19 protein-coding genes and 3 tRNA genes are annotated in these 22,523 nt (G+C 42.6%); 4 read left to right on the top strand and 18 right to left on the bottom strand.

Annotated elements, in window-relative coordinates:
* The 7 genes from HMPREF9200_RS02545 to fusA form a co-directional block, all read right to left on the bottom strand.
* The coding region (locus HMPREF9200_RS02545) for a nicotinate-nucleotide--dimethylbenzimidazole phosphoribosyltransferase (protein ID WP_009353212.1) at nt 1–789 on the bottom strand (789 nt) is incomplete at its 3' end.
* 493 nt (nt 790–1,282) lie between these two features.
* Nucleotides 1,283–2,626 carry an MATE family efflux transporter gene (locus HMPREF9200_RS02535; RefSeq protein WP_009353194.1) on the bottom strand — a complete coding sequence of 448 codons (1,344 nt, stop codon included), beginning with the start codon at nt 2,624–2,626 and terminating at the stop codon, nt 1,283–1,285.
* Nucleotides 2,623–3,036, bottom strand: coding sequence for a hypothetical protein (locus HMPREF9200_RS02530; RefSeq protein ID WP_009353193.1), 414 nt, complete (start codon nt 3,034–3,036; stop codon nt 2,623–2,625). Before HMPREF9200_RS02530 ends, HMPREF9200_RS02535 begins: the two co-directional genes overlap by 4 nt.
* 326 nt (nt 3,037–3,362) lie before the next feature.
* A complete protein-coding gene (locus HMPREF9200_RS02525; protein ID WP_009353174.1) occupies nt 3,363–4,244 on the bottom strand; it encodes a prephenate dehydrogenase/arogenate dehydrogenase family protein in 882 nt (293 codons plus the stop codon).
* Nucleotides 4,245–4,397: 153 nt separating this feature from the next.
* Nucleotides 4,398–5,306, bottom strand: a complete 909-nt coding sequence (locus tag HMPREF9200_RS02520) for a DMT family transporter (protein WP_009353172.1) — start codon at nt 5,304–5,306, stop codon at nt 4,398–4,400.
* Nucleotides 5,307–5,394: 88 nt separating this feature from the next.
* Nucleotides 5,395–5,868 carry a YhcH/YjgK/YiaL family protein gene (locus tag HMPREF9200_RS02515; protein ID WP_009353158.1) on the bottom strand — a complete coding sequence of 158 codons (474 nt, stop codon included), beginning with the start codon at nt 5,866–5,868 and terminating at the stop codon, nt 5,395–5,397.
* A 575-nt stretch (nt 5,869–6,443) separates the two neighbouring features.
* Complete coding sequence (fusA, locus tag HMPREF9200_RS02510) at nt 6,444–8,513, bottom strand: elongation factor G (RefSeq protein WP_009353209.1); 2,070 nt, start codon at nt 8,511–8,513, stop codon at nt 6,444–6,446.
* Between the two features lie 268 nt (nt 8,514–8,781).
* Here fusA and HMPREF9200_RS02505 point away from each other — a divergent pair, with 268 nt between their 5' ends.
* Together HMPREF9200_RS02505 and prmA are read left to right on the top strand one after the other, a co-directional pair.
* Nucleotides 8,782–10,143 (top strand): amino acid permease, encoded by a 1,362-nt coding sequence (locus HMPREF9200_RS02505; protein ID WP_009353213.1) that lies wholly within the window; start codon nt 8,782–8,784, stop codon nt 10,141–10,143.
* Nucleotides 10,144–10,625: 482 nt separating this feature from the next.
* Nucleotides 10,626–11,561, top strand: a complete 936-nt coding sequence (gene prmA / locus HMPREF9200_RS02500) for a 50S ribosomal protein L11 methyltransferase (RefSeq protein WP_009353206.1) — start codon at nt 10,626–10,628, stop codon at nt 11,559–11,561.
* Nucleotides 11,562–11,771: 210 nt separating this feature from the next.
* On the opposite strand, the gene HMPREF9200_RS02495 is transcribed toward prmA, so the two are convergent.
* The 10 genes from HMPREF9200_RS02495 to HMPREF9200_RS02455 form a co-directional block, all read right to left on the bottom strand.
* A complete protein-coding gene (locus HMPREF9200_RS02495; protein ID WP_009353170.1) occupies nt 11,772–12,713 on the bottom strand; it encodes an RluA family pseudouridine synthase in 942 nt (313 codons plus the stop codon).
* 341 nt (nt 12,714–13,054) lie between these two features.
* Nucleotides 13,055–13,147, bottom strand: a complete 93-nt coding sequence (locus tag HMPREF9200_RS09180; RefSeq protein WP_369688075.1) for a putative holin-like toxin — start codon at nt 13,145–13,147, stop codon at nt 13,055–13,057.
* Nucleotides 13,148–13,969: 822 nt separating this feature from the next.
* Nucleotides 13,970–14,045 (bottom strand) — tRNA-Val (locus HMPREF9200_RS02490).
* A 3-nt stretch (nt 14,046–14,048) separates the two neighbouring features.
* A tRNA-Glu gene (locus HMPREF9200_RS02485) sits at nt 14,049–14,123 on the bottom strand.
* 5 nt (nt 14,124–14,128) lie between these two features.
* Nucleotides 14,129–14,204: transfer RNA gene (locus HMPREF9200_RS02480), tRNA-Asn, on the bottom strand.
* Between the two features lie 59 nt (nt 14,205–14,263).
* Nucleotides 14,264–15,367: a P1 family peptidase gene (locus HMPREF9200_RS02475; protein ID WP_009353195.1), complete on the bottom strand. Its 1,104-nt coding sequence runs from the start codon at nt 15,365–15,367 to the stop codon at nt 14,264–14,266.
* Nucleotides 15,368–15,678: 311 nt separating this feature from the next.
* The gene (locus HMPREF9200_RS02470) at nt 15,679–16,752 is read right to left on the bottom strand and encodes an iron-containing alcohol dehydrogenase family protein (RefSeq protein WP_009353176.1); all 1,074 of its coding nucleotides are present in this window, start codon (nt 16,750–16,752) and stop codon (nt 15,679–15,681) included.
* A gap of 151 nt (nt 16,753–16,903) precedes the next feature.
* Nucleotides 16,904–17,860 carry a 2-hydroxyacid dehydrogenase gene (locus tag HMPREF9200_RS02465; RefSeq protein WP_009353153.1) on the bottom strand — a complete coding sequence of 319 codons (957 nt, stop codon included), beginning with the start codon at nt 17,858–17,860 and terminating at the stop codon, nt 16,904–16,906.
* Between the two features lie 35 nt (nt 17,861–17,895).
* Complete coding sequence (locus tag HMPREF9200_RS02460) at nt 17,896–19,254, bottom strand: PFL family protein (RefSeq protein WP_009353184.1); 1,359 nt, start codon at nt 19,252–19,254, stop codon at nt 17,896–17,898.
* 12 nt (nt 19,255–19,266) lie between these two features.
* Complete coding sequence (locus HMPREF9200_RS02455; protein WP_009353203.1) at nt 19,267–19,536, bottom strand: ACT domain-containing protein; 270 nt, start codon at nt 19,534–19,536, stop codon at nt 19,267–19,269.
* A gap of 143 nt (nt 19,537–19,679) precedes the next feature.
* On the opposite strand from HMPREF9200_RS02455, the gene pyrF reads away from it, so the two are divergent.
* Nucleotides 19,680–20,393, top strand: a complete 714-nt coding sequence (gene pyrF / locus HMPREF9200_RS02450; RefSeq protein WP_009353169.1) for an orotidine-5'-phosphate decarboxylase — start codon at nt 19,680–19,682, stop codon at nt 20,391–20,393.
* Between the two features lie 2 nt (nt 20,394–20,395).
* Nucleotides 20,396–20,983, top strand: coding sequence for an orotate phosphoribosyltransferase (pyrE, locus tag HMPREF9200_RS02445; protein WP_009353220.1), 588 nt, complete (start codon nt 20,396–20,398; stop codon nt 20,981–20,983).
* Between the two features lie 242 nt (nt 20,984–21,225).
* On the opposite strand, the gene HMPREF9200_RS02440 is transcribed toward pyrE, so the two are convergent.
* Nucleotides 21,226–22,482 carry a Glu/Leu/Phe/Val dehydrogenase gene (locus HMPREF9200_RS02440; protein WP_009353161.1) on the bottom strand — a complete coding sequence of 419 codons (1,257 nt, stop codon included), beginning with the start codon at nt 22,480–22,482 and terminating at the stop codon, nt 21,226–21,228.
* Nucleotides 22,483–22,523: the final 41 nt, after the last annotated feature.

Here is a 22,523-nt window from a genome sequence, read left to right as displayed (position 1 = left end):
CACCAACGCATGATTCGCAGCCGCCCCTAGGATAACCCCTACTAGGCAAGCGAACTCCAATCCCCCTACGGCAGACAAGATGCCCAATCCGTCTGTAGGTGGAATATCTGCATATTTTACTAGCGCATCGTAAACGACCTTTTGTTTTACTTTCAATCGTTCGTCCGAAATATTCGTGCCTCGTCCCGTTGCTTCATCCGCTGAAAGTCCGGAGAATTTTGCTGTAATCACCGCACTGGACGTAGTATTGCCGATACCCATTTCCCCCACTAGGAAGGTGTTGAAGCCTTCTTTCACTTTTTCTTCTACGAAAGCAATGCCCACCTCAACGGCCTCAATAGCTTTATCCATAGGCATAGCTGGTTCTTCTAACATGTTGTTCGTACCATTCGGCATTACCTTGTGATGGTGTAAGCCTGGCACAGCGGACATATCTGCCGCTACCCCTACGTCGATGACTTCAATTTGAGCACCACAATAATTCGCTAGCGCATTGGCTGCGGCCCCTTTGGGAATCAAGTAGTTCATAGTCATGTGCACTGTTACCTCTTGCGGGTAGGCACTGACACCGATTTTTGCCACACCATGGTCACCAGAGGCGATGATCATACAAGGCTTAGGAGCTGCTGGATTTACTTGATTCGTCGCCGCCGCATAATGCTCTACCATCGTCGCTAACTTACCATATGAACCGTATGGAGTCCCCTTACTCCACTGTTCCCCAATTGCTCGTTCAATCTCTTTATTCCGTGGCACAATCCGTGCCAATGTACTTTCATATAAACTCATACGTCCTCCTATGTGAAACCCATCATAAGAATACAAAAAAGCATAGCCCTAGACTATGCCAAGTTGATTCCATTATAAAGTATTTTTCGGTCAGTTTCAATTTTTATATTCATTTCGTTGTTAGAGTGGAGTCGCCCACATGCATGTTGTAAAAACTGCCCTACGCGAAAGTTTTGACAACATACATGTGGGCTTCCTATACAGTAGCAAAGATGAAACTATAAAAATTGAAACAGACCGGGGGAAAATTGGTGGGGAAAAGATGTTACTTATTTATATACCTCACGTCGGTGAGCTTCTCCCATTCCGCCATATACACAGCGACTCAAACCACACTCTTCCCCCTAGGTCGCCACCTGCTCAGAGCGGTTTAAATTCCTACCCCTCGATAAACGCAAAGGAGCCCCCGTGTATTCCGCAAAAACTTTCGCGTAGGGCAGTTTTTGCGGAATACACGGGGGCTCCCCTCCTTACTTTCATCGCACTATGGAATTTAAACCGATATGAGCGAACGACCTCTCCATTTGTTTGACTGCCACCGCCACACAAATGTCATCGCTCGTATAATCTCATCAATAGCCATGGCAATCCACACGCCTACAAGTCCCCAACCAAGGACGATACCAAAGTAGTAGGACAAAGTCACCGCAAAGGCCCACATACCAAAGACGCCGACAAACATAGGGATTCGAATATCTCCTGCTGCTTGCAAACATTGTACCAATACGATATTGGCACCACGTCCAATTTCTAGGAAAATTTCAATAAACAAGACCGCTTTCGCCAGATCTATAATCTCCTGATTATCCGTCACAAGGCGCATCACGGGTTCACAGGCAAAATAAAAGAAGGTACTCAATCCAACACCGATGGAAACGCCTGCTGCCGTTGTGAGCCACACACGGCGGGACACTTCTTCTTCTCGTTTAGCCCCCATAAGGAATCCTACCACGATTTGCGCTGCATTGGCCAAAGCAATTGTATACATATAGCAGAAAGTAGCGATGATATATACATACACTTTCGTTGTAATCACCACGAGCCCCATGAGGTTCACCATTTTCATGATAACTGTCTGTGACAGTTGGTATGACAAGGTTTCCCCTCCGGATGGTACGGAAATAAACAGCAATTGTCGTAGCGTTTCCCAACGGAATGGGCGAAGATACTCTACTTTCAGACGAGCTGTCAACAGTGATTGATGACACCAGATGATAAGACCCAGTCCCAATGCCTTGCTAATCACACTCGATACGGATGCGCCTAAGACACCCATGCTTGGGATGGAACCCCAACCGTAGATAAGTACGTAATTCAGAATAATATGGACCACGTTCATGACAAGGGCAATCCACATGGTGATACGAGGCATGGAGTGCCCCCGAAACACTGCTACATAGGTCATGTAGATACCCGTAATAGGAATGCTGGCAGCGGTGATATTTAAATAGAGTGCGGTTTCTTCTATAATCTCCGCTGGGACCCCAAGCCATTCGCAGAGAGTTTGATGAAAGATAATGACCACAGCCCCTGCGATAACACTGAACACCGTATGAAAGGCAACGCTAATCGTATATACTTCATCAATTTTATCGGCACGCTTAGCTCCCAAATATTGAGCGATTAAAATGGTGGTAGCTGTACTCATGACAATGAGCAAAAACAAGATAATATTGATAATCTGGTTCGCATTGGCTACGGCAGCCACTGCCGTTTCTGCATACTGGCTGAGCATGAATTGGTCCACATTGCCCAATAACATGAGTAAAAATAATTCTATAAAGATAGGGACACTGAGTGCCCCCACCGATAAAGGTACGCTTTTTGTTACTTTCATTCTAATTCAACTTTCTCTAAGGCGCCGTTCTCCACTAAAGATTCCCAGCTTGCTACCAAGCGATAGCGCGCCTCCACTTCTGCCTCTTTCCAATGTTCACCCACAGGGAACCATTCACTAGGTACCTTGCCACATTTCGTAAAATTCAAGGTATACCCCATGGAGCGCACTTCTTTAGACGCCCACCATGCACCTATACGGTCACGACTGTCTAAATAGACTGTATCTAAACCCGTTTCGGATACCCAAGATACAATCTCAGGCCAATACTCCTCAGGGATTACACTCGCTACCAATGTGTCTTGCAACGCTTGATTCGCCACTTCCGAGGGATTGTCTACTCCTACACCTGGCGTATTTTGTACTTCTTCTAGCACTTGATCCACAATGTTTTGCGCTGCGTCTGTCATACTATCGCTCCTTTCTATGTTTGCCTTTTATATCTATCTCTATCATGTTTCCTGTTTGTAACATATTTTTGAAAGCTCTCACATGCACATGCACATGCATATGCTATGCCGATTTTTTTCAATCATCTATTCCTATTATATCACAGGCTCTGCCTATCTCCTATGTTGAAAGCTTTCCCTCGTATTACATTGCAATGCATGCATCGTTCATGCTATTTCACTACTAAGCAAAGATATGGATAGGTACCTGGGTTGTACTATCAAGCACATTAGCTCTTATCTATGGGCAGGCATGGATAAAGAGCGAGGTTGCACTTTCAAATATATTAGTTCTTATCGATTGTCAGACTCGGCAAACGATCTCGTATCTGTTTCGCTCGCTCTAAGTACTGCCCTAAACTATCTCCATTATCATCCGCATGGAGCAATTGTTTTACAGCAGCTAATTCTTGCTCTACTTGTTCAATGGCTTTCAACACATTCGTACGATTTCCGTAGATAATTTCTTGCCACATACTCGGCAGACCACTGGCGGTACGAGTGCTGTCTCGTAGGCCTCCCGCCGACAAGCTCATGCGCTTATCTCCCAGTTCATCATTACCTACGGCGGTAATCATAACAGATGCCAACATATGCGGCATATGACTCACCATAGCTAAGCACTCATCGTGGCGCTTCATGTCCACGTATTCGATGCGAGAACCCACAGCTCTACCCATGTCAGCTAGCTCCTGTGCCACGGTAGCATCGTAGGCTGGTTGTTCCTCATCTTCTAGGACAATCCACCCCATTTTCTGAAATAAGTCTTTATGAGCTTCTTCATAGCCACCTTTTTCAGAACCTGCCATAGGGTGGACCGACACGAAATGAACTCCTTCAGGAATATGCGCATACACAGCATGAACAAACTCATCTTTCGCACTGGACACATCAGTCACCACTTGCCCTGGTCGGAACAGTGAGGCTACTTTCACAAAAAGTTCACTATTTGTCTGTGGTGGTAAGGCAAAGACCACAATATCCGCACCCATGATAACAGGTTCCACCGCTGTGAAAGCCTGTGATACACAACCATCAGCCAAGGCGAGGTCGCAAATTTCCTGACGCCGCGCGTAACCGATGACATCATATGTCGTATATGCTCGTAATGCTTTTGCTAGAGAGGCCCCTAGCAATCCTAATCCAATAATACCAACCGTTCGTGCCATCTATTCCTCCTACACGCAACCTCAAGAAACGTATCTATCTACCCTATACAGGCTTTAAGATGCCCCCACTTACTAATAAGGTACAGCTACTTTTACAAGCATCTGTACCCTTCATTCTGTATTTATTAGTTCTACCACGAATTATAGATTCGGTCAACTTTTATTTGTAGCGCGACCTTTATCCCATGCCAAGATAAATATTGTAACAATGATAAGGGTCATACCTATGATATCCCACTGTGTGAACTCATTGCCCAACAACAACCATGCCAGTACCGCTGCCGAAATAGGTTCTATGGATGAAAGTATCGATCCCGTCACAGCACCTACTCGTCGCACCCCTTCTAGGTATGCATTAAAAGAGACTACTGTGCCAAAAATGATGATACTCCAAAACCCACCATAGGTCCACAAATCCCATACAATTCCTTCGGAACTCGGTTGTGTAGCTATCCACGCAAAGGCCCCTCCGATAAGCATGCCAAAGCCCACGATAGGTGCCGTACCATACTTTTTCAATAGTGGCACTGGTTGTAGCGTATAAATACCAACTGCTACAGCAGATAACATCCCCCAGGTCAGAAGTGTATCATCTAACGCTGATATATCCCACACACCTTGTAAAGCAATAATCGCCGTCCCCACCGTAGCTAGTACTACACTGACTACTTCTGCCACCCTTGGTAACGTTAAACGTGTAATAGATATGTATAAAATAATCAATGCAGGACCTACATATTGTAAGACCGTCGCAATCCCTGCCCCTGCATAGGCAATCGCTTTAAAATAGGTATATTGACACATCCACATACCAAGGACCCCAAATATAACCAACCGCAATGTATCTTTCCAGTCAGAAAAAACCTTAAAAATAGAAGCTCTTCCTTGGTAAAAGGCCGCTACTACCGTAATCACACCAGCAATGACAAGGCGCATAGCTACTACCCATTCTGCCGACATCATCCGCTGTTGTTGCACAAATTGTGAGCACATTCCAGAAAAGCCCCATAGAACGGCGCCTAATGCAATTAGTAACATACCTTTCATTACATATGCGTTCATAGTCCCTCCTTTTACAACCCTTACAAATTATTAACAATTCACGGAATATCTAACTATCATCATTGCTACACCCTATTAACGCCTAATCTTACTCGGCTAATAGACTTTTATGAATCTTTACCACGACCTTGCGAATTTCTTGTACCTCATTCGGTGCAATCAAGGTGCGATGTAATTCTCCAGGATAAAAAATACAATAATCCCCTGGGCGTACATCAATTTTTACCGTACCACTTTCTGTAGGATCGTAAAAGTAACAATCCTTATCATCGTAGGCCTCAACCACGTCCGGAAAAGTTTGACGAATGAGAATCTCCATTTGCTCTTCCCCAGCCACTAGAAATTGTACATCCATGTAATCCTTATGTCCTTCAATCTTCGTCTCCTCATAGACCCTTGTGTTTACAATATCCACATTGGCATACATCAAGTCACCCTCTATGGGGTAGCGACCACCTGCAAATGTCGTGAAATCATGCGCTTTCAAAAACTCAAGAGCTCGCTCTACCGCTTTCGGATACCGAAACTGTGTATAATCAATCGCAATATTTTGATATATCATGACTTACTCCTTTATCTCCGTATATAAAAGGCACCCCACAGCGCCCTATGAATCGTATCTATCTCTATCTACTATACTAGCAACACCATATAAGGTCAAACACAAATTCTGAGAATCCTAGTAATACAAAGCCACCCTACAGCATTCCATTATTCCCTAAATTATGCCACACAAGAAACTCTACTTTTATTCTCTCACAAACTATGCTATACTAAAAACAACAAAGGAAGAGCCACCAACGTGCAGCTAGCGTTAGGCTCATCTCAAAAAATAAGGAAATTGAAATTGCCTAACGTGTGAGGTCCGCAAAACCTCTATTCGTTAGGCGTTTTCATTAGCTATAAAAGCAACGAATAACTTCTACGATTAACATAGAAAATTGAATCAATATCCCCTGAGGAACGCCATTATGCGTAGCAGCCTTGTGTCGTCCCTTTACTGCCTAAATCAAGCAATCCCAAGAAGAGCACGGTGTGCCCCGAACAAACATTATGAAATACCGTTTGTGAGGGGTATACCGTGCTCTTCCCTTTTGCATTAAGTTAAGAACGCCACAGGCTACATAGCATCACAAGTTACGACTCTTCGTGACCCGCAAATCCTGCAATGATTGTTTCTGCTTGTTTATGTGGCACTTCTTCGTATCCATTGAACTCCATATTAAACACACCTTGTCCTTGTGTCATGGAGCGCAATACTGTTACATAATCTAGCATTTCCACCAATGGAACTTGGGCTTTCACCACAGTGATTCCTTCACGCACACCTTGATCCATACCGAGTACGCGACCACGGCGGCTATTCAAATCACCCATGATATCGCCCATAAATTCTTCTGGACCGATGACATTCACATTATATACAGGTTCTAACAAAATTGGTTTCGCATCAGGCACACCTTTTTTCAAAGCTTGGGCTGCCGCCATTTTGAACGCCAACTCCGAGGAGTCCACTGTATGATAGGAACCATCTAATAATGTCACTTGGATACCAATCATTGGATACCCTGCCAAAAGACCTTTTTCCAACGTTTCACGAACACCTTTTTCTACAGCTGGAATGTATTGACGTGGCACAGCACCGCCAAAGATTTTGTCGATAAACTCGAACTCACCTTCATATAATGGCGCAATACCAAGCTTCACATGACCATATTGACCATGACCACCACTTTGCTTTTTATGTTTACCTTCTACTTCCACTGTGCCTCGAATGGTTTCACGATATGGAATATACGGAGTTTCCAATTTTGCACGTACTCCATATTTACGTTCCATTTTTTGTAAAATATGTTCTAAATGGACATCGCCCATACAACGCACTTGCATTTGACGACCTTCCACATCTTTCACCACTTCACAAGTTGGATCTTCTTCAGAAATACGTCCCAAAGCGTTCGCTAATTTTTCCTCTTCCCCTTTTTTCTCAGGTACCATAGCTATGCGGTATAAAGGTTGTGGGAAACGGATTGGTGCATATTTCACTTTAAATTCAGCTGTACCAAAGGTATCCCCTGTTTTCGTTTCTGCTAATTTAGGGATGACCACGATATCCCCAGCTTTTGCAACCTCTACTGGTACTTGTTGTTTACCAATTAAGGTCACCATTTTGCCCCATTTTTCTTCTACATCACGGGTCACATTATAGAGTTTATCTCCTACTTTCAATTCCCCAGAGAATACACGGACAAAACTTTGTTTTCCTGCAAATGGGTCAAGAATTGTTTTAAATACGAAGCCAGTAAATGGTTTATCTGCCACCACGATATGCTCCTCTTGGGAATCCACTCCGATAGCGGTCATCACTTTTTTCGTTGCATCTGGCATATAGCGAATCATACGATCTAAGACTTGGTCCATACCTATACGGCTCAAGGCAGTACCACACATGACAGGACATACACGGCCCGTCAACATGCCTTCCCGCAAACCTTGACGAATTTCTTCTAAGGTCAATTCTTGTCCATCTAAATATTTTTCTAATAATGTATCATTACCCTCTGCGGCCGCTTCCACAGTCATTTCACGAATTTCTTCTACTTTATCAGATAGCTCTGCCGGCACTTCTACTTCGGTCATCTTACCATTTTCATAGACATAGGCAGTTCGTTTTGCTACGTCTACGACACCTTTGAAAGTAGGCCCTTCACCGATTGGAATTTGCAGTGGCATAATCGCTTTACCAAATAATTCCCGCATCTTTTCCAAGGTACCAAAGAAGTCTGCTTTTTCAACGTCCATTTTATTGATGAAAGCCATACGAGGCATTTGCAATTCTACGCCATACTCCCAAGCACGAATGGTATCGATTTCTACGCCTGTACTAGCAGATAATACCATAAGCATACCGTCTGCTGCGCGCAAAGCAGACCGCACTTCCCCATGAAACTCAGAATAACCTGGAGTATCAATGAAGTTAATTTTATGACCTTTCCATTCACAAGGCGCCATGCCTAATTGGATAGTGACATTCCGTTTGATTTCTTCTGGCTCAAAGTCCATAATATGTTTATTATCTTGACCTTTACCAACAAAGTCTACAGCACCACAAGACAATAATAATGCCTCTACTAATGCTGTTTTACCCGCCCCGTCATGGGAGACCACCGCCACGTTTCTGATCAAATCACTAGTATATTCTTTCATGAACATCGTCCTCCTTTACAGCCGAAAACAGTCTATTGTTTAAGTAATTCTACATACTTTTATAAACTCCTTTGAATATACTGGATTTTATATATGCAAATTACGCATAGTATAGAGTCATGTATGAAAAAAACTAGTATCACTTATAGTTACCTATATATCCGTTACTTCTCTACTAAACTAAAATTTTACTAGGTTAATTCTATAGTTTATGGTATTCTATTAGATATATCATTTCAGAACATACATGGGAAGGGAGTTATATAGTATGAAAGATAATGAATCAAAGACGTCATTGCATCGTGGACTGAAAAGTCGACACATGCAAATGATCGCCTTAGGCGCCTCTGTGGGGACCGGCCTCTTCTACGGATCTGCCCCAACAATCCAATTAGTAGGACCAGGTGTTATTTTCTCCTATTTATTAACTGGTATCTTTATTTTCTTTTTAATGCGTATGCTAGGAGAAATGTCAGTTCGTGAACCTGTGTCTGGCTCTTTTACTTATTTTGCAAGTAAATATTGGTCTTCCTTTGCTGGCTATTTATCTGGTTGGAATTACTGGATTGTGTACATGCTTGCCAGTATGGCGGAACTTGCTGCTATTTCAGTATACTTAGATTTCTGGTTACCTGGTATTCCCCATTGGATGACTACACTAGCTTGTATTACATTAGTGACGGCGATTAATCTCATCAATGTACGTGCCTATGGAGAAGTGGAATTTTTTGCATCACTCATTAAAGTGGTTGCCATCATTGCTATGATTGGTTTCGGCATCTTCCTCATCTTTTTCGGAGATATGGGTACATTTCCGCAAAACTTCTCTAATCTTTGGGTTCACGGCGGATTGTTTCCAAATGGTGCGTATGGTTTCATCGCCTCTATCGCTGTGGTGATGTTCTCCTTTGGTGGGGTGGAACTCATTGGTATCACTGCTGGGGAAGCTGAAAATCCTGAAAAAACGTTACCAAAAGCGATTAACGAGTTGTTAGCTCGTATCCTGATTTTCTATGTAGGTACGATGACTATCATCATGGCACTATCTCCATGGAACGAATTAGGTACTCATGCGAGTCCATTTGTCCAAATCTTTACGAACATTGGCATTCCCGCAGCCGCACATATCTTGAACTTCGTTGTTGTAGTAGCCGCATTATCTGTGTACAATAGCTTGCTATACAGTAATTCTCGTATTTTGCACAGCATGGCATTATCTGGTGATGCACCTAAAATCTTCAAGAATTTAACAGCTACAGGAGTGCCATTGATCGCTACCTTGTTCTGTGCAGCCTTAGCCTTGATCGTTGTATTCTTAACATACATCTTCCCAAGTGCTAGTGATGTGTTCCTACAATTATTGGCTATCATCGTAGCTGGTCTCATCATTGCATGGTTCATCATTCCAGTGACGCACCTTAAATTCCGCAAACAATTTGCTCGTGAGGGTCGCCTTGATGAATTGAAATTCAAATCCATCTTGTATCCGTTTACAAATTACTTCTGCTTTGCCTTCATCGCTATGGCAGTAGGCGTTATGTTAACAATGGATTCCATGCGCACGTCCATCTACATCATTCCCGTTTGGATTGGTGCTCTGTACATTGCGTACAAACTTAAGAAAAAATAATATGTAACGCAAAAAGGATAGCTGAGATTGACTCGGCTATCCTTTTCTTATATCCCCATTACTATGAATTTGTGAGCCTCTAGCATGACTTGAGTATATCTACATTGAGTTTAAAATATAGCATTTTTCCCACCTTGGTAACAATGCAAACTTTCAATGGAAATTTTCGCACTTTTTGCAAATGAATTTTTCTTCAATGGAAAAAATCGCAGTTTTTGCAAATGAAAGTGCTCCCTATGTATTAGATAGTACTATATTTAGAATTTCCTACAAGAAGCGGTTTCGCTAAGTATGACAGATATGATAGTATACTAGTGATAACTAACGTCGTCATTAGTAACGGTGAACACGACTTCGAACTACAGATACGTTAGTATACATGATAATATAACCGCTTATGATTACGTTATGCTTTTGTTATATATACACTATATTTACGTTGCATTTGTGTTTTATTTGCGTTTTATTTACGAGGTACCACTATGGCATGGCTAGAAATTACACTGACCACGACACATGAAGCGTCTGAACTTATAACAGATACATTGCTCGCACTAGGTGCAGAAGGGGTCTATACGGAAGATCCCTATGAATTTGATCAACTCACAGATGATGGATTTGGTATTATCAAACCAGACCGTGAGGAGCTGTATGATTCCTCTGATGTGACTGTGAAAGCTTATATCGATCCCGACCTATATGCTGTCGATGACTTAGAAGCTCTCATCAACAGTGAGATTCAGCAGTTACAAAGTACTTTCACCATGGATTTCGGCCCCCTCAATCTATCTATTACTATGGCTGATGAGTCTGGTTGGGATGATTGGAAAACACAATATCCTCCGATTTCAATGACGGAACATTTGACGATTATTCCCGATTGGGCGGAGTATAGTCCTCGCGATGATGAACGTGTGATCCGCATCGAACCAGGCATTGCCTTTGGTACTGGCGACCATCCTACTACACGATTGGCGATCCAAGCGATGTCTCAGCATTTAACCCCTAAAAGTACGGTCTTCGACGTAGGCACCGGATCTGGGATTATTGCTCTATCCGCAGGTGCTCTCGGCGCTCGTTTTGTGACTGCTTTCGACCTGGATGAAAACGCCACGGCTAATGCACAACATCACGTTGAACTAAACCAGCTAGCGTCCGTAGTGCAAGTACAAACGAATAATTTGCTAGAAGGCATTAGTACCACTGCCTCTATCATCGTGGCTAATATTATTACCCCTATCTTGTTACGTTTATTAGACGATGCCTACCGTTGTCTAGAACCAAAGGGCGTATTCATTATGAGTGGCATTCAAGAGGGAGAAGAACAAACACTTATCGATGCAGCCTCAGCGGCTGGATTTATCAATTTATCTACTACTACAGAAAACAACTGGGTGTGCATTACCTGCCATAAATAGTGGAGAGTGCTATGGTCATCCCTACAACATAATAGCGATAGCTTTTTATATCACACATAGAAACTAAATATGGAACAAAAAAGCACGATTCTAAAATTTTCGCACACAAAAAACGCGATTTCGCGCACGATTTTAGTTCTCGTGCTTTTTCGCGTTTTTTATAGTATTGGTAAGAATTAGGTTATTAACTACAGTTATAACAATATACGGCTATTGTACTTCTATTACGATTTGCTCACCTGTTCGCATGTGATAGCACACTAAGCGATAGGCCCTAAGGGCAAACGTCTTACCTATGTCTTTTATCTGTCCTTTCGCTGTATTCGTTACCTCTTGTTGCAAGCCTTTATGACATTGTGCCTCATCTATCCCCCATGCACTCTGTCTGGATTCCAACACTCCCTCATCAGCATACAACGGATCATATACCAAGGGATATCCTATATGTGCCATAGTCACTCGAATTTGATGGGTCTTGCCCGTCCACAAGCGAATACGCACATCTGTTGTATCTTGTGCCGCATCATAGTGTAGTACTTCATATTCCGTTTTTGTCATCACACCCTCTGGGTGTACCTCTTGATGGATGCCATCTGCACTTTTGCGGATAGGTAATTCTAGTACCTCATGAGCTTGTGCCAATCGCCCTTGTACCGTCGCTCGGTACCATTTTTCCAACCGATTGTCATCCATCTGCATTTGGTAAAAGTGCTGTGCCAAACCATGCTTGGCTACTACTACCAATCCAGACGTGTCTCGATCCAAACGATTTAAAAATCGTACTTTTCCGTAAATCTTATGTATTTTAAAATAGTGGGCTACTCCATTCGCTAAGGATACTTGTTCTTTCGAATTCATCGTGATTCCTGATGCTTTATCTACAATAAGAATATCTTCATCTTCATAGACTATTGTTAAGGGTATTTCTATTGAATCGTGGTCAAGGCTCTCTTTTAAAGGGATAATTTCTAATACCATCCCCTGTGAAAGTTCAGATTTCGCCGTACACAGTTGTCCATCTAATCGAACAGCCTTGGCCCTGAAGAGTTCTTTCATCGTTTTCCGAGGAAATTGATGAATATCTAGCCATTCCCCTAACGTCGGTGCTATCGTATTTTCAATTGTATATGTTAACGTTCGTTTGTCTTTCATAGATTTTCCATTTCATCTTAGTTATTGGTGCCTAAGTCATCTTCCAATACGTATCTTTTAGACCTTATTGGGTCTATCCATAATTTGGTCAAAATATAGCAAAAAACCTTTTCACGGTTTCCCACTTTATACTATCTTTTCCTCTGCTATTCTACCTATATTTTACCATATTTGACCTTATATAAAGACGATTGCATTTACCTTTTTTGCAAAATATGCTATCCTATATATAAAGAAGAGCAAAACGTGTGGCGCGTTAGGCTCATCAAAAAATTGATTTTTGTGCCTAACGTGATGAGATACTTCTCTTTACATTAGGCACGGTTTCTTTTATAGAAACACTACTTACGTTGTAGTATTACATATAAGGTGATAATCGCTACTATGAGCATTAAGAAATTAATCCCTAGGGAAAGTATTTCAAATACTGACATAGCATCACCCCCTTTCGGAGATGAACCTAAACCACGTTTTACTCTTCATTAACAGTATAACATATGTTCGTCATAATGTGTATTATTTTCGAACGAATAAATATAAAAGCTGTGACCCAATAGTACATTGTGTTACAGCTTTTTATTATAACGATGCTAGCATCAATAGAATACTATCCTTCACCATCTTCCGAAATGCTTTTTCTGCCTCTTTATCTGGCTGCACAAATCCGCTCATAGCTATCCCTCCTAGATTTTTTCTCTAATTATATTACCTAAAGTATACACCAACTCCCCAACTTGTAAGCATACACAGCCTTGTAATACTCTCATAGAAACAGTACCATAATATAGTTACACCTTATGGCATTCATACCAATATCCTACACACAGAAAATCACAACGTAGTCCAAAACAACCTCCCTCTGAGGAACGCCGTTACGAGTAGTAGCCTTGTGGCGTTCCTTTTTACCTAAATCATACAAGCACAAGAAGAGCACGGTGTGCCCCGAACAAACATCATGAAATGCCGTTTGAGAGGAGTATACTGTGCTCTTCCCTTTTACTATTTAGTAACCTTCCCCTGAGGAACGCAGTTAGGCGTAGTAACCTTGTGGCGTTCCCTTACTACCTAACTCTCACAAACGCAAGAAGAGCACGGTGTGCCCCAAACAAACATCATGAAATGCCGTTTGAGAGGGGTATACCGTGCTCTTCCCTTTTGCCATTAAGTTAAGAACGCCACAGGCTACATAGCATCATAAGTGACGACACAAATGCCGACATAAAAAAAGAACCATCCATTCGGATGGTTCTTAGCTATGGTGGACGATGACAGGATCGAACTGCCGACATCCTGCTTGTAAGGCAGGCGCTCTCCCAGCTGAGCTAATCGTCCATATGGTGACCCGTGGGGGAATCGAACCCCCGATACCGCCGTGAAAGGGCGGTGTCTTAACCGCTTGACCAACGGGCCTTGTATGGCTCCTCGAGTAGGACTCGAACCTACGACCGATCGGTTAACAGCCGATTGCTCTACCTGCTGAGCTATCGAGGAATAATACAAGAGTTATTATATAGTACTTTCATATAAAATGCAAGTATTTTTTATATATTTTAAATTTTCACTTCGTGTAAATCAATTATATTTGTTAAAAACTCGGAATTATCTATCTTGCTAGATCGCATAGCATCTTCGATGGCTTCGCACATTAACTCCGCAGCCAAAGTGCCTACCACATTCACATCGCCTACTATAGGCTTACTTATCCCACACAGAATTTCAGACTCTGCAGTCACAGAAAAGGCGTAAATTGTATCCCCATCGGACAGGGTCCCCACTGGTCGAATAGACCGTGCATAGCCATTCGTAGCCATCATGGCAATCTTAGTTAATTCCCCTTTATGAAAGGCAGCATTCGTCACAATAGCGCCGATAGTAGTGTTTCCTTTTTCCATACCTAGGGCCGCTTCATATTGGGAATGACTACCCTGTAACGGCTCATTACCCACCCTAGATGTCACAGATTCACCTAATAGAGGTTTACTTTCACTAATTCCTTCATATTGGTCAAATATCAGCTGACAAGCATCCAATATGTGCTGACGCCCTTCATCCATAACACCCCCTAGGGCACGACCCTGTCGATCGTACACATTGCCACAGGCATTCACTACCACGACGGCGCCTACTACGAGATCCCCTAGTTTCGCTGCCGCATAACCGATACCGCCCTTCATAGCCCGTTCCATGCCGCACACCTTGCCTACGGTCGCCCCTGTCCCAGCACCTACATTCCCAGACATAGGTTCTGTACTTGTGAAAGTCCTTTCACAAGCATCACGAGCCATCTCTACCGTAGGGCGTGCTTTGGGATTGCCATAAGATAAATCGTAAATATCACTTTGGCATACAATGGGAACTACGCCATAAGCTGTGGGAAATCCAATATTCCGCGCTTCTAAGGATTGCATGATACCATCGCTGGCACATAGCCCAAAGGCGGATCCTCCACCTAAGACCAAGGCATTCACCGGCGTTGGCGCTGTCGTCGGATCTAGGACACCGCTTTCACGGGCCGCAGGACCACCGCCACTAATATGCAGTCCCCCTCGGGCACCATCAGGAAAGCGCAATACAGTCAATCCTGTTTTTCCAATCGTATCTGTAGCATTGCCTACCTTTACAAAATCTATTTCATTCCATGATATTCGTTCCATAGTCGTCCATTACTCCTATCTTCTCATTGTTAGCACTTATCGTCCTAATCATGTACACCCGGTTTATCTCGTTCCATATACATTTCGCTATATTAGACACCACTCCTATGAGTTGAGACCCTTCTAGTAGTAAGCATCGCTTATATCTACCACCAGTATTTCATAGGCACCAAAATCTGACTCAAGTTCCTAACATACGCCATGCCAATCCAATGTATAGCGTAAACATACCCCCATCATAGCACAAACAGGTACCTCTTTCTACTAGAGATACCTGTTGATCAGTACTATACGAACTATGTTCGCATAGATTAGTTGTGCGCTTCTACTTTCAAAATGGCTTCTGTAAGCAATTCTTCTGTTACTACATAAGGGCTGATGACCACATCACGAACGGAGGATGCTTTTTTCACGATCATTGGGATATGTTCTTTTGTTAATCCCATATCTGAAAGTTTCGTAGGCCATCCAATTTGACGATACACAGGTAACCAGCGACTTAACTCCTCATCTTGCTTGTCTGCTGCAAACAACACTAATAAGCCATAGGCTACCATTTCACCGTGAAGGTGGTGTTCTTCCGTATGAGGGTCTTCGGCGCAACCATAACACACAGCATGAGCAATGGTACTATTGAAATCTCCTGGCATGCAACCAGATACAATACCTGTGGTCAGTACAACGGCCATCACCAATTCATCAAAAAGACGATTGCGTTCCCCTTGCTCATTAGCAGTAAGAGCTTCACGACCATGTGCGAAAATTGGTTCTGCACACATCTTGGATAACGACAAGCCTACTTGTACGTTATAAGACAAGTCACGACCACGTGTAGCCATATGCGTTTCATAATGCTTCGCTATGGTATCACCCATACCTGCCCAGAAATATTGACTTGGGGCTTTCACCAAAATGTCTGCATCAATAAATGTATGCACTGCAGGACGTTTTAGGAAGGCTACGCTATCAAAGGTATGGTCCAAAGTATAAATGGCAATCGCCTCCGATGTAGCCGCACAAGTAGCGGCAATGGTAGGCACTGTGATGACAGGAATATCCCCTAATGCAATACTTGTTAATTTTGTGGTATCTAGGGCCTTACCGCCGCCCACACCGATAAGGAAATCCGCTGCCTGCAAAGATTCCTTTTTCGCTAATTCATTCGTTACTGCATAGGCGCATTCACCGCCAAAATGTACCACCTCTAGTACTTCAACTCCAGCTGTTTCTAGGGCTGGTTGCAAGAAAGGTAATGCCACAGATAACGATGTATCTCCACCGATAATAACAGTTTTCTTGCCTAACTGTTTCGTATACTCTCCTATGGTGTCAAAAATTTCGTGTCCTCCAAAGCTATAGCTTGGTAATGTATGTACAGGTCTCATCCAATCATCCTTTCTATGAGTCCATTTAGGGCGTACCATTGTATGTTAAAACGTAATACAAAGTATTATAGGACGATTGAAAGGAAATTGCAATCACTATAGGAGATGTGTATATATAGTGCTATGGTTATATGTGATTTCTATGAATATCTCAGCACACCCGATTCACAGGCTCCCCTTTTAGGAATGCCACAATATTATCCATCACGATATGAGCCCGTGTAACAAATGCTTCTTGGCTCGCAAAGGCAATGTGTGGTGTTAATACTGTACGAGGTGCATCGCATAATGGATGGTCTGTTGGGATTGGCGGTTCTACTTCAAATACATCGATGCCTGCGCCACGTAATTTACCGGCATGCAAGGCTTTCGCCAAAGCTTCGTTATCCACCACAGGTCCACGCGCCGTATTGATTAACACGGCTGTATCTTTCATCATATCAATGCGTTTCGCATCGATTACATGGCGTGTCTCTTCTGTTAATGGTACATGTAAGGATAGAATATCTGCTTCTTGTACCACTGTGTCTAGGTCTGTAAAAGTAATCCCTTCTGCCACTAGTTCCGGTTTTTCTGAACGGTTATAGGCGATGACCTTGCAGCCAAAGGCTTTTGCAATGCGTGCCACCGCACTACCGATTGCGCCTGTTCCCACGATACCAAAGGTTTTTCCATACAATTCAAATCCAGGTAGTCCATCTTTGGTACCGCCTGTCCGTGTGCGACCATCGCAAGGCAATACATTACGAAGTACGGAAATGGCTAATCCAAACACCAATTCTGTAACGGCTTGTGTGGAATAGCCTGCCGCATTGCTCACAATGATACCTTTTTCATGACATGCCTCCAAATCAATATGGTCTACTCCTGTGAAAGCCACTGAAATAAACTCCAACTTTGGACATTGGCGAATGATCTCACCTGACAAAGGTTGATTCGCCAAGATAATGATAGACGCCTGACGAACACGGTCCAATAATTTTATTTGATTGGTTTCCTTTGTGCCGTATACGACTAGTTCATAGCCTTCTGCCTTGAAAGGCTCCGCTAGGGATTGTAACAATGTTTCGGATACTCCTAATGGTTCCATCACAACAATTTGTTTCATGAGATAACCTCACTTTCATACTTAGTATACAGGTATTAGTTAGTCAAACTACGTACCGGCGCCGGAATACGACCACCACGACGAATGAACTCTTCCGAACTAAATGGATGCACTTTTATAATCGGTGCATATCCCAAGAGTCCACCAAACTCTACAATATCTCCTACGGTCTTATTTGGTACAGGAATGAGTCGTACCGCGGTAGTTTTATTATTAATCATACCGATAGCTGCCTCGTCTGCAATGATAGCTGAGATAGTGGCTGCCGACGTATCCCCAGGGACAGCAATCATATCTAGTCCCACAGAGCAAACACAAGTCATAGCTTCTAATTTATCTAAGGACAAACTGCCTAATGTAACCGCATCAATCATGCCCTTATCTTCACTGACAGGAATGAAAGCACCACTTAATCCACCTACGTGAGAAGATGCCATAAGGCCACCTTTTTTCACAGCATCGTTCAACAAGGCCAAAGCTGCCGTAGTACCATGGGTACCGCACGCTTCTAACCCCATTTCTTCTAGCACATGTGCTACAGAGTCCCCTACGGCAGGTGTGGGTGCTAAAGAAATATCAATAATACCAAATTGTTTATTCAATCTACGTGATGCCTCTTGTGCTACTAATTGTCCCACACGAGTAATTTTGAAAGCTGTCCGTTTAATCGTTTCCGCTACTACATCAAATGGTTCACCTTTTACAGATTCCAAAGCATGTTTTACTACTCCGGGACCACTGACGCCAACACTAATTGTTGTCTGACCTTCTGTGACCCCATGGAAAGCCCCTGCCATGAACGGATTATCTTCTACAGGATTGCAGAAAATCACTAGCTTCGCACAACCCAAAGCATCTCTATCGGCTGTGAGACGGGCTGTTTCTTTCACAATGTGCCCCATGTCAGCCACTGCATCCATATTGATGCCTGCCTTTGTAGAACCGATACCTACGGAGCTACACACGATATCTGTTGTCGCTAACGCTTCAGGAATGGAAGCTATGAGCTTGCGATCTCCCTCTGTATACCCTTTCGATACTAAGGCAGAGAACCCGCCAATGAAATTTACACCTACTGCTTTTGCTGCTTGATCTAAGGCACGAGCGATGGACACATAGTTGGGTAAGTTGGAGGCACCACCAATTAAAGAAATTGGTGTCACAGAAATACGTTTATTAATGATAGGTACTCCTAGTTCACGCTCTAAATCTTCCCCTGTTTTCACTAAATATTCTGCTTCCTTCGTAATATGGTCGTAAATACGAGTGCACATGCGCTCCCCATCTTCCGAGATACATCCTAATAGGCTAATCCCCATCGTGATGGTCCGCACATCTAACTTATTATCTTGAATCATCCGATTCGTTTCTAAAATATTTTCAATACTTAACATAGGTACCCTCGCTTATCCCACTCGATGCATGCTTAAAAAGATGGCTGCATTTTGCGCTAAAATTTGAACCCCTAATCGTTCTCCTTCTGCTGCTAAAGCTTTTTGGATACCACTTAAATCAGCGGAGTCACTGACCTCACACATCATGATCATATTAAAGATACCATCCAAAATAGTTTGGTTAATGGATACTACATTTACTTCATTGTCCGCTAACACACGAGTCACTCCCGCAATAATACCTACTCTGTCTTGCCCTACCACTGTCACAACTAATTTCATAGTTTCATCTCCTATCAAATACGTATCCAATTGTAGTTTCATTATAAATTATAGTCATTCAAATTTCAACGAATATATAAAGTTCTTGACTTTCACTATAAACTATGAAATAATAGTACGATTTGTGAAACAAGGAGGTTCCTATGGCAGATGATCGTTTAATTGTAGCCTTAGATGTGTCCTCACTAGAGGAGATGAAATCCATCGTAACATCCTTAGGCGATTCCGTCAGCTATTATAAAGTTGGTATGGAATTATTTTATGCAGCAGGTGAACAAACTGTAGCATTTTTACGGGACCACAATAAATCCGTATTTCTTGACTTGAAGTTACATGATATTCCAAATACGGTAGCCCATGGTATTAAATCATTAACTCGTTTGGGGGCCAAGTTAATCACCATCCACAGTCAAGGTGGCAAAGTGATGATGGAAGCCGCTATGAACGCCGCCAAAGAACAAGCTGCTGAACTAGGCATTGAGCGTCCTAAACTATTGGCGATTACAGCGCTAACCAGCTTTGATGATGAAAACTGGTCCGCTATTGGTGGATCTTTACCAATTTCAGACCATGTAGTAAAACTAGCTAAACTAGCTAAAGAGGCTGGTGTAGATGGCGTTGTGGCTTCCCCATTAGAAGCGAAACTTATTCGTGAAGCCTGCGGAGAAGATTTCTTAATCGTCACACCAGGTATCCGTCCATCGTTTGCGGCTACTAACGACCAAAAACGTATTGCTACCCCTAGTAGCGCTTTACAAGATGGGGCCTCTCGCATTGTGGTAGGACGACCAATTACACAAGCAGAAAATCCACAAGAAGCAGTTCGTTTAATTGTTGAGGAAATGGAGACAGTTTAAAAATGATGACAGAAGAGAATATAAAACAATTATTGATCGACACACAAGCTATTTTAGAAGGACATTTCTTGCTAACATCTGGCCTTCACAGCCCTATGTATGTAGAAAAATTTAACGTCTTATCCCATCCAAAATATACAGAACAATTATGCCAAGAGTTAGCTCGTCGTTTTGAAGATCAAAATGTAGAGCTTGTGATCGGACCTATGACTGGTGGCATCTTATTGGCTCACGAAGTAGGTAAAGCCTTAGGCACTCGTGCTATCTTTACAGAACGAGAAAAAGGTAAAATGACATTACGTCGTGGTTTCCGCATTGAAAAAGGACAACGTGTTCTTATCGTAGAAGACATTGTAACCACAGGCGGATCCGTTCGTGAAGTAGTAGATGTTGTAAACGAAGCTGGTGGTGAAATCGTTGGCGTAGGCCTTCTTGTAAACCGCAGCGGTGGTAAAGCAGACTTTGGCGTACCAAAAGAAAAAGTACAAGCCTTGTTAAACTTAACTGTACCAACATTTGAAGCTGATGCATGCCCACTCTGCCAAAATGGCACACCGATGACAGAACGTGGTAGTAAACATATTAAGTAAAACTCTGATGTATACCTAATAGGTCCCCCGTCTATTGTAAAATAGACGGAGGACCTTTCTTCTTTAGTAAAACCTATACAAAGCACAAAAAAGGAACTATGCAAAGATCATTCGATCTTGTATAGTTCCTTTTCTCATATACCGTTACAATCTATGTTTCCATCTGACTATCTAGTGATCATTATAGCATCTAACTCTCTAGCAAGTATGGCATCATTTAAAATACATAGACAGGAAATACATTAGCCGTTATATCCTTTAATTTTTAATGCTTCTACTAAGCGACGCAATGCCACCATGTACGCAGCCAACCTTGGGTATACTTTAAATTCTTCTTGCATAGCCCATACTTCTTCAAAGCTTTTTTTCATATTCTTCGCTAATTTTTCGTTTACTTCTTCTTCAGACCAGTAGAAACCAGCTTTATTTTGTACCCATTCATAGTAGGATACAACCACGCCACCGCCATTGGCTAATACATCTGGCAATACAGGAATACCTTTTTCAAAGAAGTATAAGTCTGCATCTTTCGTTAATGGTCCGTTAGCACCTTCCAAGATTAATTTTGCTTTTACTTCTTTCATATTGGCTTCGTTCACTTGGTTTTCTAAGGCCGCTAAGTATAGCACGTCTACATCCAATAACAATAAATCTGGATTAGGGATTCTTGTCATACCTGGCTCTTCGTAGCCTTCTAAAGAACGGCCATGAGAGTTTGCATATTCGTAAGCTTTTTCTACATCGATGCCGTTTGCATTGTACAGAGATCCATGTACATCACCGATGGCAACGATTTTAGCACCTTCACGATGCATCAATAAAGCACCAACAGATCCTACATTACCAAAACCTTGTACAGCAATCGTCAAATCTTTAATAGATTTACCTTGTTTTTCCAAGTAGGAAAGTAATGTAAACATACAGCCACGGCCTGTTGCTTCATTACGACCTAAAGAACCACCAATTGCTAATGGTTTACCTGTTACGATCCCTGGTGTCCATTGACCAGTTAACGCACTGTACTCATCGACAATCCAAGACATGATTTGCGGATTTGTGTTCACATCAGGAGCTGGCACATCTCGTTCTACTCCAATGATAGGAGCAATTTTACGAACGAAACCACGTGTTAAACGTTCCAACTCTCTTTCACTTAGTTTTTTCGGATCTACCTTGATACCGCCTTTGCCACCACCATATGGTAAATGAGCAATGGCATTTTTGATGGTCATCCAAGCACCTAATGCACGCACTTCATTTTCATCTGCATCTGGGTGAAAGCGCAATCCACCTTTAGATGCGCCAAGAACGGAGCTATGTTGGCATCGGTAGCCAGTAAATACTTCCACATGTCCATCATCCATTTGTACTGGAATAGCCACGTTCATTTCACGTTCAGGGTGACGCAACACTTCATAGTCATTGCGTGGAATGCCCAATGTGTCCGCTGCTAAGTCTAATGTTTGCAGCATATTTTCGTAAGGGTTGTAATTTGCCATAATACCACCTCGTTTTACATATAAATAGAATGTGTATATCC

It is taken from the genome of Veillonella sp. oral taxon 780 str. F0422, assembly GCF_000221605.1.
Lineage (GTDB): Bacteria > Bacillota > Negativicutes > Veillonellales > Veillonellaceae > F0422.
The sequence above is the reverse complement of the archived record's forward strand: the minus strand, read 5'-3'. Positions and strand labels throughout refer to the sequence as shown.

What these genes read in the sequence shown, in the direction of transcription:
- pyrF (WP_009353169.1), top strand. Translation starts at nt 19,680, where the DNA reads ATGGCAGATGATCGTTTAATTGTAGCCTTAGATGTGTCCTCACTAGAG.
- HMPREF9200_RS02440 (WP_009353161.1), bottom strand. Translation starts at nt 22,482, where the DNA reads ATGGCAAATTACAACCCTTACGAAAATATGCTGCAAACATTAGACTTA.
- HMPREF9200_RS02525 (WP_009353174.1), bottom strand. Translation starts at nt 4,244, where the DNA reads ATGGCACGAACGGTTGGTATTATTGGATTAGGATTGCTAGGGGCCTCT.
- HMPREF9200_RS02515 (WP_009353158.1), bottom strand. Translation starts at nt 5,868, where the DNA reads ATGATATATCAAAATATTGCGATTGATTATACACAGTTTCGGTATCCG.
- HMPREF9200_RS02530 (WP_009353193.1), bottom strand. Translation starts at nt 3,036, where the DNA reads ATGACAGACGCAGCGCAAAACATTGTGGATCAAGTGCTAGAAGAAGTA.
- HMPREF9200_RS02505 (WP_009353213.1), top strand. Translation starts at nt 8,782, where the DNA reads ATGAAAGATAATGAATCAAAGACGTCATTGCATCGTGGACTGAAAAGT.
- HMPREF9200_RS02470 (WP_009353176.1), bottom strand. Translation starts at nt 16,752, where the DNA reads ATGAGACCTGTACATACATTACCAAGCTATAGCTTTGGAGGACACGAA.
- HMPREF9200_RS02465 (WP_009353153.1), bottom strand. Translation starts at nt 17,860, where the DNA reads ATGAAACAAATTGTTGTGATGGAACCATTAGGAGTATCCGAAACATTG.
- prmA (WP_009353206.1), top strand. Translation starts at nt 10,626, where the DNA reads ATGGCATGGCTAGAAATTACACTGACCACGACACATGAAGCGTCTGAA.
- HMPREF9200_RS09180 (WP_369688075.1), bottom strand. Translation starts at nt 13,147, where the DNA reads ATGTCAGTATTTGAAATACTTTCCCTAGGGATTAATTTCTTAATGCTC.
- HMPREF9200_RS02520 (WP_009353172.1), bottom strand. Translation starts at nt 5,306, where the DNA reads ATGAACGCATATGTAATGAAAGGTATGTTACTAATTGCATTAGGCGCC.
- fusA (WP_009353209.1), bottom strand. Translation starts at nt 8,513, where the DNA reads ATGAAAGAATATACTAGTGATTTGATCAGAAACGTGGCGGTGGTCTCC.
- HMPREF9200_RS02495 (WP_009353170.1), bottom strand. Translation starts at nt 12,713, where the DNA reads ATGAAAGACAAACGAACGTTAACATATACAATTGAAAATACGATAGCA.
- pyrE (WP_009353220.1), top strand. Translation starts at nt 20,396, where the DNA reads ATGATGACAGAAGAGAATATAAAACAATTATTGATCGACACACAAGCT.
- HMPREF9200_RS02455 (WP_009353203.1), bottom strand. Translation starts at nt 19,536, where the DNA reads ATGAAATTAGTTGTGACAGTGGTAGGGCAAGACAGAGTAGGTATTATT.
- HMPREF9200_RS02475 (WP_009353195.1), bottom strand. Translation starts at nt 15,367, where the DNA reads ATGGAACGAATATCATGGAATGAAATAGATTTTGTAAAGGTAGGCAAT.
- HMPREF9200_RS02460 (WP_009353184.1), bottom strand. Translation starts at nt 19,254, where the DNA reads ATGTTAAGTATTGAAAATATTTTAGAAACGAATCGGATGATTCAAGAT.
- HMPREF9200_RS02535 (WP_009353194.1), bottom strand. Translation starts at nt 2,626, where the DNA reads ATGAAAGTAACAAAAAGCGTACCTTTATCGGTGGGGGCACTCAGTGTC.